The following is a 12292-nucleotide window of genomic DNA, read 5'->3' as shown; positions in this document are numbered from 1 at the left end:
GCCTGGATAGGGAGAGGCACCGATGCCACCAGCGAGAACCTGAGCGTTTGCGAAACATGCATGGTGGCTGTATGTCTCGACCCTGTTTGAAGTGCGGCGAGGTGGGGGATACTTTCGGATCGGGACCGATGGCCCCGTCGTCACAGGGACGAACGCAAGCAAATCTGCGCTGGATACGTTCCCTCGGGTAACGACCGCGGCCATTTGTGAGATGTGTTGGTTAGCGATACCCGAGTGAAGGGAATCGTCGCAGTACAACCGTAAGTCTTGGAGACAACACTGCTTCACCACTGCGCACATGCGAGGGGCATGTGGGTACTGGTTTGTTGCGCTCCAAGGCTGCGGGCATGTCTGGGGAGGACTGAGCTGGTCTCCGAGGAGGCCGGCGCGAGAATGGTGAGAAGTGGTCGTGATCCAAGAACGGGGAGCCGATGGTGGCGGCGCATCGACGGTGCGCATGTTGCCGAATCGCCGGCACGCCGCGGCGAACCGTTGGCGGTGGCAGTCGGCGTACGCGCGGGGCTTGTTCTGGACCGACAGTGTTGTCGTCGTGCTGGCGGTATTGCTCGCACATGCGGTGCGGTTCGGCCATGAGAACGTGCTGAGGGTGGAGCCGATCAGCACGCTGAACTACTCGGTGATTTCGGGCGGGTTCGCTGTTGCATGGTTGGCCGCCCTGAAAGCGTTTCGTACTCGTTCTCGGCGGGTGATCGGTGCGGGTTACGACGAGTATCAGCGTGTCGTGTCGGCGACGTTGTGGTTCTTCGGTTTCATCGCGATCGTCGCGCTGATGTTCCGTCTCGAGCTGGCGCGGGGGTATCTCGCGATCGCATTGCCTACCGGTCTCGCGGCGTTGCTCGTCAGTCGCTGGATGTGGCGAAAAGTATTGGCGCGTAAGCGTAGCCGCGGGGAGTACGCCACATCTGTACTGGTGGTTGGTGGTGCACGGGCGGTGCGGCACTTGGGCCGGACATTCGAGCGCAAGTTCACGGACGGCTATCGCGTCGTCGGAGTGTGCGTGCCCGCGTATTCGGGATCGGTCGGAGAGACGATCGATGTCGATGGTCGAGAAGTGCCGATTTTCGGTGATGAGCATTCGGTGGCCGAAGCGTTGGAGTTGTCGAATGCCGACACGGTGGCAGTGACGGCGACGGAGACGCTGGGCCACGAGGGGATCAAAGACCTGGTGTGGCAGCTCGAGCCGCTCGACGCTGATCTCGTGGTGGCGACGGGTGTGGTCGACGTGGCCGGACCGAGGTTGGAGATGCGACCGGTCGCGGGCCTTCCGCTGATCCATGTCGAGAAGCCCAGCTATCACGGGGCGAAGCGTTCCGGGAAGCGGATCTTCGATCTGACGTTCTCGTTGGCGGCGCTGTTGCTGTTGACGCCGGTGTTCGCGGTGGTGGCACTGCTGATCAAGTTGGACAGCAAGGGGCCGGTGTTCTATCGGGCTGAGCGGATCGGTCTCGACGGTGAGCCGTTCGGGATGCTCAAGTTCCGGTCGATGGTGACCGACGCCGACAGGATGGTCGAGGCGTTGCTGGCTGAGAACGAAGGCGCCGGACCATTGTTCAAGATGCGGCAGGATCCGCGGGTCACGCGTGTGGGCCGGGTGCTTCGTCGGTTCAGCATCGACGAGTTGCCGCAGTTCATCAACGTGTTGCGCGGTGAGATGAGTGTGGTGGGTCCGCGTCCGCCATTGCGGCGCGAGGTGGAGAACTACGACGGGCGGGTCAAGCGTCGTCTGCTGGTTCGTCCCGGTGTGACGGGCTTGTGGCAGGTGTCGGGTCGGTCGGATCTGTCGTGGGACGAGTCGGTGCGGCTGGATCTGTCGTACGTGGAGAACTGGTCGATGGTGACCGATGCGCTGATCATCGGAAAGACCGTGAAGGCCGTCCTCGCGCGCGAGGGCGCGTACTGAGGACGTTGGGCTCGCCGACATGCCGTCTGCGAGCCCAACTCACTGCTCGGGTCAGCCCGTGTAGGAAGCCTGCACGTCCAGCACCCAGGTAACTCCGAAACGGTCGGTGAGCATGCCGAATCCGGGACTCCACGCCGACTCGGCCAGCGGTTCGATGATTTCGGCGCCGTCCGATAGCGCGTCCCAGTATGTCCGGATCTCGTCGAGTGTCTCCCCGCGGACGGACTGGAAGAAGGTCCGATCAGTGATGGTGGCGCCGTTCTCGCGGCGGGTATGCCCGGCGATTTCGGAGATGTCCGCATCGTCCTTGCCTGGGATGTCGTAGGCCATGATACGGAAACCGTCCTCGTTCTCGACCTCCCCGAAAACAATCTTGTCGGCGCCAGGCAGATCCTTCGGCATGCCGACGTCACCGTAGGTCGTGGCGACGACCTGCCCGCCGAAGACCTTCTGGTAGAAGTCGAGCGCTTCCCGTGCGGTGCCTCGCAAGTTGAGGTGAGTCGTAGTCTTGATACCCATGCTTCGTCCTTTGCTGCTGATTCTCAGCGGCGTTTGTGCCGCGAATCCACGATCGCGGCAGTAGAGGACAGGGGAGGTCCCCTATTTGGAGCACACTCTTTTCCATGGTTAAAAGTTCATCGCGAATGCTCGCGCTCTTGTCCTTGCTGCAGACGCGGCGAAGCTGGCCTGGCCATGTGTTGGCAGCACGGCTCAGCGTCACCCCTCGTACGGTGCGGCGAGACGTGGGCAGGCTGCGCGACCTCGGCTAAAAGATCGGGTCGACGAAGGGGCCGGACGGTGGATATCGGCTGGTTGCGGGATCGGAACTCCCGCCCTTGCTGTTCGACGATGAACAAGCTGTGGCGCTCGCCGTCGCATTGCAAGGAGTCGGCTCCAGTGGCATAGATATCGCCGATGCTTCAGCACGAGCGCTGGCAACCGTGCGGCAGGTAATGCCGTCACGGCTCCGCCACAGGGCCGACGGCATCCAATTCACCGCTACGGAGCAGGCCATTCGCGTGGACCCCAAGGTTCTGGAAGCGGTGAGCACGTCGATTCGCGATCAGCGCATCCTGCGATTCGACTATGGCGACACAGACTGCCCACCGCGTCGGGCCGAACCACACGCACTCGTCGCGAGGACCGGGGGCTGGTATCTCGTCGCCTGGGATCTCGATCGAGACGACTGGCGGATCCTCCGCCTGGACCGTCTCGTTCCTCGGATACCCGGTGGCGGCCTATTCGCTCCCCGTCCTCTTCCTGCACCGGACGCGCGCTCGTTCCTCGAAGCAAGGGTGAAAGGGGCCGAGACGGAGGATCAATGGCCGTGTACCGGCGAGATCGTCATAGACCTACCGGTCAGCGCAGTGGCTCCCTGGATCGGCGATGGCGCGGTAGAAGAATTGACAGCTCGGTCGTGTCGGATCGTGGTCGGGTCCTGGTCTTGGGCCTGCCTGCTCGCCTTCGTGCTGCGCTTCGATGCCCCCTTCACCGTCGTCGGTCCTGAACAGCTGCGGGAGGCCGCAGGTCCGCTTGCGCGACGACTCGATGCGGCGACGGCGGCGCCGAAGTGACTACCGAATGAGGTCAAGAACTGACCGCGATGGATGGGACGGTGTCCGTCATGGATGACAGAGAATTGCCGCCACGGCTGCTTGTTGCCGATGCGGCTGCTTGGCGAGCGTGGCTGGACGCGCACGAGGATTCGGTCAACGGTGTGCGGCTCGTCTTGGCGAAGAAGGGCACGACGGTTCCGACGTCGCTGTCCTATGCCGAAGCACTCGAGGAGGCCCTCTGCAGCGGCTGGATCGATGGGCGACGCAATGCAATCGACGACTCTACTTTCCAGCAGCTCTTCACCCCACGGCGTGCCCGCTCGATCTGGTCGCAACGGAACGTGAAGATCGTCGGCGCTCTCATCGCGTCAGGACGGATGCGGGCTCGCGGGCATGCCGAGGTGGACCGTGCGAAAGCCGACGGTCGCTGGGAGCGGGCATACCCTGGCCCGGCCGCGGCCGAGGTGCCTGCTGACCTCGCATCGGCGTTGGAGTGCTCACCCACCGCGGCGAAGCGGTTTGCTGAGCTGGATCGTGGTCGTCGCTTTGCGATCATCCACCACGTTCTCATTGCGAACAGCGCTTCCAGCCGAGCTCGACGGATCGCGAAATTCGTTGCAGACGTGGAAGAGAGAGCAGATGCAACCGGCGTCGATGATATGGAGTCTCGCTAGTCCGCTGAGGGCGTCCATCGATGTGGTGGCCAGCAGTGGGGCCGGACTCCTGAGATACACACCGCAGTGCCCGACTGCGGCACATCAGGACTTCGCTATGTCATTCATTCGGATGACATTGCCTGGGGCAATTCGTATTCTGCCGATGCGACGAAGTAATCTGCAGAAGTGACGACGCGACCATTACCGAGACGGGGCCATGTGCTCGCACTGGACTCGCCTGGGCGGCAAAGGTACTCCCACTGAGCTGACGTTCTACTGTCGTCACCACCCATCACGATTCTTGATCGGAACTGCTCGTCGCCGACTTGTGGTTCCAATCCGCGTCACCGCCGAAGAGCTTTGCCGAATCCCACTGCCACTGTCTCGTCCGCTGTCGGTCCACAGTCGGCAAGCGAGTGGATGTGACGATTCTCGAAACAGTAGACACAAGGAGTACGACCCATGAAGAAGTTGATTGCGGCTCTCGCTGGTGCTGCCACGCTCGCTGCGGGAGCGGCTGTGCTCACCGCGCCGGCAGTGCAGGCCGCGACCATCTCCAGCAGTACGGCCAAGTATGTGTTCTGCAGTGCGAACCAGCACGGCAACAACATCACCTACTACGACCGGTACGGCATGGTCGACAAAGTCGTCAGCCTGAACAACAAGACCGACTCGAATCTTTATTGTGCGGCTTTCGAGGTCGGCATCGAGCCCGACTCCTTCGTCTGGTCTTCGATCGACAACGATCACTCGAGCTACGTCTACGCCGCGATCTACGAGGTCCACTATCCCTTGTTCTCGGGAAGCTCCGACGCATCACCGCAGTACACCCTCATCGCCAGGGAAGAAAGTCGCGACAGCTACGGCGGATTCAACTATGCGATCGCGTCGTGACCAGGGCCTTGCTTGCTGAACACGGTCTTCGGCATCGCAGGCGCGGCCCGGGTTCAGGTTGCCGGGATTGCTCGTCATGGTTTGTTCTCGAGCTGATCGTCGAAGGTTGCGCATGAAATTCCAGACAGCGGGTATGTGAGCGTACGTGCCCGGATCCATTGGGGATCCGGGCATGACGATCAGGAGAGCGCACACCACATGCACAGCATCGCCACCGGCGTCGAATTCGTTCGACGGCTCGACCACGCACAGAGCTCTGAGATGGCGATTGTGCGCCACGAGTTCGGGCGATGGCTCGACTTTGTGATCGGGGCGGATTCGATGTGCGCCGCAGTGCTGTCTGCCACCGGTGAGGCGGTGGTCAACGCTTTCGAACACGCCTACCTCGACCAAGCAGGCCCCATCGAGGTGCACGCAACGATGCAACGTGCATATCAACGGCTGACCGTGCTCGTCCGAGATCACGGGCGGTGGCGCATCCCGCCCGCTCACCTGGACGCACACGGACACGGCCTCGCGCTGATCGACAAACTCACCGCCGACAACGCTGTGCACAAGAGCGCCACCGGAACGACGATGTCGATGCTGTGGCATCTCGAGCCACAGGCGTACTGACGACGTTGGGCCAGGAGATCTACCGCTGCATTCGGTTCAGTGAACCCGGTCGATGAAGCTCTCCACGAGCGCGTTGTAGGCGGCCGGTTGTTCCATGTTCGGGTAGTGCGCCGCATGGTCGAGTACGGCGCGGCGGGAATGAGGTATCGCGTCGAGGAACCGGTCCACGGTTGCTGTCAGGTCCGGTGAGTCGAGGGCGCCGTCTATGGCGAAAACCGGAACGTCGATCGTTCGTGCGCGAGATGCGAGGTCGGAAACCGGAAGAAGGTAATCAGGTTCGGGGGCAGTGTGTTTGGAGAGCGTTCGCGTCGCCGCTTGTCGTAGTTTGTCGACGATACCCTGGTCGACCTCTTCGAGGGTGCGGGTGGGGCCTGCAGCCCACGAGGTGAACGCGTCCATCCACGCGGCCATATCTCCGCATGCCAGTGCGGCTGCTTGGGTGTGCGCGACACGTTGCGACCACGGATCTCGGTACTGAGGTTCATCGAGTCCGCGTCCGCCGACCACCAACCCTGCGACCAGTGCCGGATGCTCTACCGCGGTTTCGATCGCGATCATGGCACCCATTGACACGCCGACGAGTACGGCGGACGGCAGGCCGAGGTGATGGAGGAGTGCTCCGACGTCGTCGGTTTGCCGGAAGGGGCGGGTGGCATTGGCGGAGTTGCCATGTCCGCGGGCATCGGGGGCGATCACCCGGTATCGGTTCAGCGCCGACAGTTGTGGTTCGAACATGGTGGAGTCCAGGAAGCCGGCGTGCAGGAGTATCACGGGTGGGCCTTCGCCGTGGGTGTCGCGATATGCCAGAGCGCCGTCGCCGGTGTCGAAGGTGAAGAAATCGTCCGCCGCAAACATGACAACCAAGTTGTCATAGTGGGCGTGTTTCGGCAACTCAGGTGTCATGATGGGGTCGTGGACGAGTCCTTGGCACCAGACGTATTGGCACCGCGATTGATGGAGGTATTTGCTCAGGTCGGGGTTCTCTACAGGCGCGTCTATCGCAGGCTCGAGCAGGACGCGCTACCGCCGGGGATGTCGGTCGGAGTGCGCGCGGTGTGTGATCTGCTCACCGCGCACGAACCGATGACCGTGCCGCAGATGGGGCGGGCTTTGGCAACGAGCCGGCAGTTCATTCAGCGGATGGTCAACGACGCTCTTACGCACGAGTTCGTTGAAACCCTCGACAACCCACGTCATCAGCGCTCGCCGCTGGTCGGTTTGACCGATAAGGGGCGAGCGGCTATGGCGTCGACCATCGCCCGCGAGCATGCTGTGCTGGAAGGCGTGGGTGGGAACCTAACGGATACCGATATCGACACGTGCCTGCGAGTGTTGCGGCACCTGGGTGAGCCATTTGTCGATGTCGATCTGGACGGTCGCTCCGGGTAACGCAGCATCATTCCCGCATCGAAACAGTGCACCAGCGACGCAGGTGTCCGGGGAGCACTCTTGATCGAAATCTGCTCTATGGCAACAATCCTTGCGTTGCCGACCGCGCTGTTCCTGTTTTTGCTGGCTGTGAGTGGTTGTTTGGCTGAAGACGATACCCGGAAACTTGGAGGTAACCTGAACCGTGTTGGGCCCCGTCCGCTACTCCCACTACGACGGCTTCCGCAACCACCGTAATTACCTGGTAGTGCAGGCGCCCCCATGTCAACGGCCAAGTTGAAGTGAATCTGACGCACTTTCCGTGAAGCCCTGTTGCGCTCCGCCATTCGAGGCGAATGACAAGTTTGACGTAGGAGAGCAAGGTTGGCTCGGCTGTCAATGGACGGTTTCTGGTCCCGGTGTGTGGCCAGGTTCAAGTCCCCCCTCGCGTTGATTTCAGGGTGGATTCAGCGGCGGTCACCTCGCTCCTTCGTTGGCGACCACGCCGGCTTTGGGGCATCCCATCCGATCGGCCAGAACTTTGGTGGGGACCCCGCCGGCGGCGAGGGCTGCGGCGATCAGCTCCAATGTGGTGGTGGCACGCTCGTTGGTGGCGAACGCGACGAACCGCCAGCGGGAGGACGCCAGTACTGCGCAGAACAGGTGCAGGCCCGCGCCGACGGTACCCTAGTCGATGACCAGGTATTCGCCGGGTGTCCATACTGCTGGGCGGCGTCCACGGTGGTTGTCTTTGCGCCACTTGGCTTTTCCTTCGGAGACCAGGCGGCGGAAGTTGCGCTCCGAGCCGGTGTATCCGGCGGCTCGGGCGATCGGGAGGAGGCGTTTGGCGGAGATCTTGCCGTGGGATTTGCTGATGCGTCCGGCGACGAGTGCGACGACCTCGTCGTAGTTGCGCGGGCGTAGTGGGCGGTCCGGTGGTGGGTCTGGCAGGTCACCGGCTTCGAATCGTTGTACGACCCGGCGCACGGTCTTGTGGGTGGTGCCGCACATTTCGGCGGCTCCGCGATACGTTCCGACCTCGCGGTACGCGGAAAATGAGTTTCAGTCGGCCAAACTCGAGTCTCAGGCCATTGGCTGGGGCCTCAGGATGGGCAATCCGTCGGGTCTGAAAAAGTTGCCCTCGCTCTGGGCTGATGTCAGAGCCTACACGTGCTGCAATCTGCCGTCGCGTTGCTTGCGTACGAAGGCCACGTCAAAGGTGAGTGTCAGTTGTAGCCGTATCCGATAGCAAACCCTCGTTTTGAAGCTTCGTCGCGGGAGATCGTTACCGGCTCTTCGTCGCCGATCTGCACGTCGAAGTACGCGGCGGGGCTGTCCACCGGCGCAACAAATCGAAAAAGACATCCGCGATCGGTGTGCCATGTGCCGTCCTGCAGGCTCGCGGTCCCCACCTTTCTGCCTTGGTCGTCAGCCACGCTGACGAATACCCTCTCGGATATCGGCAAAGCTGGCATTGCGTCACAGCTGCCGTCGTCTTCTGTGATCGTGTATGTCGGGTGAACCAAGACCTGACCGCTCATCAGAAACCTCGTCGAGGCGACGGTGCTGGTTGCGATAGTGGTGCTGGCGACAGGCACCGCAGCTGGCTTCTCCGAGGCACACGCCGCGACGGTGACGAAAGCAGCCAAGAGGGGGACGAATCGGACGAAGTTCATATCTTCGATATCGCAGTTCGCTGTGGGATGTGTTACGAGCGGGTGACCTCCACAGAACACTTGGTCACCCCGACTGCCGCAGCCTTATGGGCACGGGCCGCGGGTCGTTTACGGCCGCCGCGAACGCGCCTGGTGCATTGGATACGAGAGTGTTTGGCCAGGTTCGGCTTCCACGTTCGCCTCGGGTGTGAAGCTTTGGCGGTCCGGGAGGGTTGCTCGGAGGTGAGGCGTCGACAGGGGCAGCGGACGGCTCGTCCGAGGTCGTCGTCGGGAAGCCACCCGTATTCGTCGCACTGGCCGCAGGTGGGCGGAAGCTTCGGGCGTGGTGGCTGGAGTTGCTGCCAGGTCGAGATCCACGCCGCAGCCGAGCGGGCAGGGTCGTCGGGTCGGTGTCGTGTGAGCGCGGCGCGCACGAGTGCCTCGATGCCGTGGATCGCGAGGAAGTCGGCGATCATCGCAGCCTTCTCGGTGGTGAGGGTATCGAACCGTGCGGTGAGACCGGCCCGGCGGCACGCCGCGGCCAAGTCGTCGAGCTGCGTGTCCGGCCGCTGCGCTGTGGGCGCGTTTTCGGCGGGAGATTGCGTGCGCGCGGGAGCTGCAGGTTCATCACTTGGATCAGGGACGGTTCGGGTGTCGGAGCCGTCACCTCGTTCGTCACGTTCTGTCACCCCGTCGGCTGCGCTGCTGTCACCCCGTTGCGGCAGACGGGACGACGGTGTGTCACCCCGTTGCATCTTGAGGTCGTAGCAGGTGGGACGACGATCTTCGCGGGGGATCGTGGCCGCGACCCGGGCTTGGTCGCCGCGGTCGATGAGTCCGAGGTCGACGAGCGCGGCGAGGCAGCGCTGTACTTGTCGTTCGCTGAGGCGGGCGTATGCGGCGAGTCGCCGTACGGATGGGTAGGCGCCGTCGCCGTGCCGTGAGGCGTGATTGGCCAAACCGAGCAACACCAGCGTCAACGTCGGCGCGGATGGCATGCCGGGGGGAGTGGGCGACGGTATTTCAGCGTGCTCAAGTGTCCAGATGATCGCTTCGATGCTCACGACGCCACCTGCACATAGGTATGCTGACGCATGTTCGACTCCTAGATGGTCGGACATCCGGCCCGTCGCGATGCCAGTCGCGGCGGGCCATCTGTTCAGTTGTTCGCACACGCGTTCGTCGCGTGTGGTTGGTCATCCTGTCATCCGAGGTGACGGTCGTCAACGACTTGTATGTCGGTTCGGCTCGCGGCATCGCAGTAGGGCACATAGCACGTTCCCGAGGGGCGGACGGGCCAGTCCCCCAATGGGGAGCTGAATGAGCGGTATGGGGCGCTTGGTTGTCTGCTTGACCGGTTTGTCGAGTTATTTGGTCTTGCAACTTCCTTTGAGCGTGAAGCGCTGCCCTCATCCACTGCCAAACCGGGCATCATCCGGCAAGATTCCGGCTATGGCTTCAAACCGACACGTGCTCCGTACCGATCTATATGCGAACAGAAACAGTGCGAAGGGCCGGGTCGTGATGCGACTGTTCCGCATCGGCCAGGCACTCCCTCCAGGACTTCGTCGCTTCTACCATCCGTTCTACTACTGCGTAGTTGATATCGTCATGGGAATTTCGTTACCCCTGCAAACTGAAGTAGGTCCAGGGTTGATCCTGCGTCATGGTCAAGGAGTTGTGATTTCGTGGAAAAGTCGCATTGGCGCCGAATGCGAGATCCATCAGAACGTCACTCTTGGTGAGAAAGATGGCGCGGCTCCCCAGTTGGGCAATAATGTCACGATCGGTGCCAATGCAGTCCTGCTTGGCGGCGTTGTCATCGGCAACGGTGCCCATGTCGGCGCCGGAACAGTTGTGCTTTCCGACGTTCCTCAGGGAGCCATCGCGATCGGACGGAAAGGTGAGATAGTACCTGCCCGCCGATGATGGCAGCATCGCCTCGTATTCGGCATACGGTGGGCGTGGGCGTGGGCGTGGGCGTGGGCGCCGCTGGCGAATCCGCAGCTGGAGTGACTGGGATGTCCATGCCACTCACGGTGGCTAGCGGCAACGACTTGCGCGAGCCGTTTCAGCTCGCGCGTGCGTAGCGGGACACATAGGATCTCGATGACGGGTGAGCGTCGTAAGCCCGTCGAACCTGAAGCGAGCAGCTGTATCTGCAGGAAATCCTCCTTGCATAGACGTGTAGATGTAGCCGAAGCGTCGGCGCGCGAACCTTAATCGTGCCGTGAACACTCGGGAAGTCAACCGGGTCGCCTAAGCATCAAGCAACGGAGCGGTATCCCACTGTGAGGGGAGACGATCGAAATCAATAACGTCAGAACGAATGTCATTGGAGGATTAGAGGGCAAGGTCTCCGATGTGGGCAACGGTCTGCAATACGCACAGCGTCTGCACGGTATTATTCAGCCGTATTCCTGGGGATCTCGAACGGTCCTTGCCGAATTGATGGGCAGGCCATCACCGACGGGTAGCCCTGAAGCCGAACTGTGGCTGGGCACGCATCCGAATGGTCCTTCAGTACTGCAGTGCGGCGCCTCGCTGCAGGAAGCAATCTCCGAGTCACCGGAATCGGCCCTCGGGTCGCACAGCCTGTCGCAATTCGGCGCGCAGCTGCCGTTTCTCTTGAAAGTTCTGGCAGCAGAGACCGCATTGTCGCTGCAAGCGCACCCGACACTCGAACAGGCAAGGGTTGGTTTCGCACGCGAGAATGCGGCTGGCGTCCCGATCCATTCGCCAATACGTAACTACCGCGACGACAATCACAAGCCCGAGCTCCTCGTGGCACTCACCGAATTTCATGCCTTGGCAGGTTTTCGTGACGTAACGCGGACGGTCGCTCTCATTGATGCGCTGCGTGTGCCGGAACTATCCGGTTCTGCGGAAGAATTGGAGTCTCACGGGCTACGCACTGTGTTCGAGAGGTGGGTGAGCCTGAACGAAACGGACGTGCACATTTTATTGTCGGCACTGTTGAAAGGCTGCACACGCTATCTCCACGCGTATGCAGAAGGTGACTTCAGAGGCGAAGCGAAAATGCTGCTCGACTTGGCCGATCAGTATCCGGGAGATCTGGGCATACTTGCTGCATTGCTCCTCAATCAGGTGAAGTTGGAACCCGGCGAGGGGATTTACCTCGACGCAGGACATCTGCACGCGTACGTATGCGGCACGGGTGTCGAAATCATGGCCAACTCCGACAACGTCTTGCGTGGTGGGATGACGTCGAAGAACGTAGATCGCGACGAGTTGATGCGTGTTCTCCGCTTCGATCCGATAACGCCTCCGATCGTCCGCGCAGAACCGCTCGCGGATCCCTCCTGGAACGCCGTGATCCTGCAGTATCCAACTCCTGCTCGGGAGTTTCGTTTGCGTCGTGTCGAGATCGACGGGCGTCGTGCTGTTGGATCTGACGGTGCACGCAATTATGCACGCTGTCCTCAGATCCTCCTGTGCACGAAGGGGACGTGCAGGATCAGTATCGAGGGCGTAGACACCATCGACTTTGGATCCAGCTTTTCGGTGGCACAGGGCGAATCTGTGTGGGTACCGGCCGGTGCGACGGTCAGCTTCTCTTCAACCGGTGTGGATGCCCAGGTATTCATCGCATCAGTCCCTTGATCC

Annotated in this window: 13 protein-coding genes and 1 pseudogene; 9 read left to right on the top strand and 5 right to left on the bottom strand. The window is 61.8% G+C overall.

From position 1 onward, the window contains the following. Positions 1-457: 457 nt before the first annotated feature. On the top strand, positions 458-1921 hold the full coding sequence (locus tag MWU77_RS06860; protein WP_247273439.1) for a sugar transferase: 1464 nt from the start codon (positions 458-460) through the stop codon (positions 1919-1921). A 51-nt stretch (positions 1922-1972) separates the two neighbouring features. Here the strand turns inward: MWU77_RS06860 and MWU77_RS06855 are convergent, their stop codons facing one another. Beyond that, complete coding sequence (locus MWU77_RS06855) at positions 1973-2440, bottom strand: VOC family protein (RefSeq protein ID WP_247273264.1); 468 nt, start codon at positions 2438-2440, stop codon at positions 1973-1975. A 104-nt stretch (positions 2441-2544) separates the two neighbouring features. Between MWU77_RS06855 and MWU77_RS06850 the strand changes: the two genes are divergently transcribed. From MWU77_RS06850 to MWU77_RS06830, 5 genes are all read left to right on the top strand, one after another. After that, positions 2545-2691, top strand: a complete 147-nt coding sequence (locus tag MWU77_RS06850) for an HTH domain-containing protein (RefSeq protein ID WP_308198773.1) — start codon at positions 2545-2547, stop codon at positions 2689-2691. A gap of 66 nt (positions 2692-2757) precedes the next feature. Beyond that, positions 2758-3495, top strand: a complete 738-nt coding sequence (locus MWU77_RS06845; protein ID WP_247273263.1) for a YafY family protein — start codon at positions 2758-2760, stop codon at positions 3493-3495. 50 nt (positions 3496-3545) lie between these two features. Then, on the top strand, positions 3546-4151 hold the full coding sequence (locus MWU77_RS06840; RefSeq protein ID WP_247273262.1) for a YdeI family protein: 606 nt from the start codon (positions 3546-3548) through the stop codon (positions 4149-4151). A gap of 444 nt (positions 4152-4595) precedes the next feature. Then, entirely contained in the window at positions 4596-5027 is a 432-nt protein-coding gene (locus MWU77_RS06835; RefSeq protein ID WP_247273261.1) for a hypothetical protein, read from the top strand. Positions 5028-5225: 198 nt separating this feature from the next. Beyond that, positions 5226-5642, top strand: a complete 417-nt coding sequence (locus MWU77_RS06830) for an ATP-binding protein (RefSeq protein WP_247273260.1) — start codon at positions 5226-5228, stop codon at positions 5640-5642. Positions 5643-5678: 36 nt separating this feature from the next. On the opposite strand, the gene MWU77_RS06825 is transcribed toward MWU77_RS06830, so the two are convergent. Continuing rightward, entirely contained in the window at positions 5679-6497 is an 819-nt protein-coding gene (locus MWU77_RS06825; RefSeq protein WP_247273259.1) for an alpha/beta fold hydrolase, read from the bottom strand. 57 nt (positions 6498-6554) lie between these two features. Here MWU77_RS06825 and MWU77_RS06820 point away from each other — a divergent pair, with 57 nt between their 5' ends. Next, positions 6555-7031 (top strand): MarR family winged helix-turn-helix transcriptional regulator, encoded by a 477-nt coding sequence (locus tag MWU77_RS06820; RefSeq protein WP_247273258.1) that lies wholly within the window; start codon positions 6555-6557, stop codon positions 7029-7031. Between the two features lie 471 nt (positions 7032-7502). Here MWU77_RS06820 and MWU77_RS06815 read toward each other — a convergent pair. The 3 genes and pseudogenes from MWU77_RS06815 to MWU77_RS06805 form a co-directional block, all read right to left on the bottom strand. Continuing rightward, a pseudogene (locus MWU77_RS06815) lies at positions 7503-8072 on the bottom strand (IS21 family transposase); the annotation flags it as partial. Between the two features lie 164 nt (positions 8073-8236). Further along, positions 8237-8686 carry a hypothetical protein gene (locus MWU77_RS06810; RefSeq protein ID WP_247273257.1) on the bottom strand — a complete coding sequence of 150 codons (450 nt, stop codon included), beginning with the start codon at positions 8684-8686 and terminating at the stop codon, positions 8237-8239. A 32-nt stretch (positions 8687-8718) separates the two neighbouring features. After that, positions 8719-9729: a helix-turn-helix domain-containing protein gene (locus MWU77_RS06805; protein ID WP_247273256.1), complete on the bottom strand. Its 1011-nt coding sequence runs from the start codon at positions 9727-9729 to the stop codon at positions 8719-8721. 256 nt (positions 9730-9985) lie between these two features. On the opposite strand from MWU77_RS06805, the gene MWU77_RS06800 reads away from it, so the two are divergent. Continuing rightward, a complete protein-coding gene (locus MWU77_RS06800; protein WP_247273255.1) occupies positions 9986-10594 on the top strand; it encodes a serine O-acetyltransferase in 609 nt (202 codons plus the stop codon). A gap of 435 nt (positions 10595-11029) precedes the next feature. After that, positions 11030-12289: a mannose-6-phosphate isomerase, class I gene (gene manA, locus MWU77_RS06795; RefSeq protein ID WP_247273254.1), complete on the top strand. Its 1260-nt coding sequence runs from the start codon at positions 11030-11032 to the stop codon at positions 12287-12289. Positions 12290-12292 lie beyond the last annotated feature (3 nt).

The organism is Rhodococcus sp. F64268 (genome assembly GCF_023015605.1).
Lineage (GTDB): Bacteria > Actinomycetota > Actinomycetes > Mycobacteriales > Mycobacteriaceae > Rhodococcus.
This window is presented reverse-complemented; position numbering and strand designations above follow the sequence as displayed.

Coding starts and splice junctions, on each gene's coding strand:
- MWU77_RS06855 (WP_247273264.1), bottom strand. CDS start 2,440: ATGGGTATCAAGACTACGACTCACCTCAACTTGCGAGGCACCGCACGG.
- MWU77_RS06860 (WP_247273439.1), top strand. CDS start 458: ATGTTGCCGAATCGCCGGCACGCCGCGGCGAACCGTTGGCGGTGGCAG.
- MWU77_RS06810 (WP_247273257.1), bottom strand. CDS start 8,686: ATGAACTTCGTCCGATTCGTCCCCCTCTTGGCTGCTTTCGTCACCGTC.
- MWU77_RS06825 (WP_247273259.1), bottom strand. CDS start 6,497: ATGTTTGCGGCGGACGATTTCTTCACCTTCGACACCGGCGACGGCGCT.
- MWU77_RS06830 (WP_247273260.1), top strand. CDS start 5,226: ATGCACAGCATCGCCACCGGCGTCGAATTCGTTCGACGGCTCGACCAC.
- MWU77_RS06835 (WP_247273261.1), top strand. CDS start 4,596: ATGAAGAAGTTGATTGCGGCTCTCGCTGGTGCTGCCACGCTCGCTGCG.
- MWU77_RS06800 (WP_247273255.1), top strand. CDS start 9,986: ATGAGCGGTATGGGGCGCTTGGTTGTCTGCTTGACCGGTTTGTCGAGT.
- MWU77_RS06840 (WP_247273262.1), top strand. CDS start 3,546: ATGGATGACAGAGAATTGCCGCCACGGCTGCTTGTTGCCGATGCGGCT.
- MWU77_RS06850 (WP_308198773.1), top strand. CDS start 2,545: ATGGTTAAAAGTTCATCGCGAATGCTCGCGCTCTTGTCCTTGCTGCAG.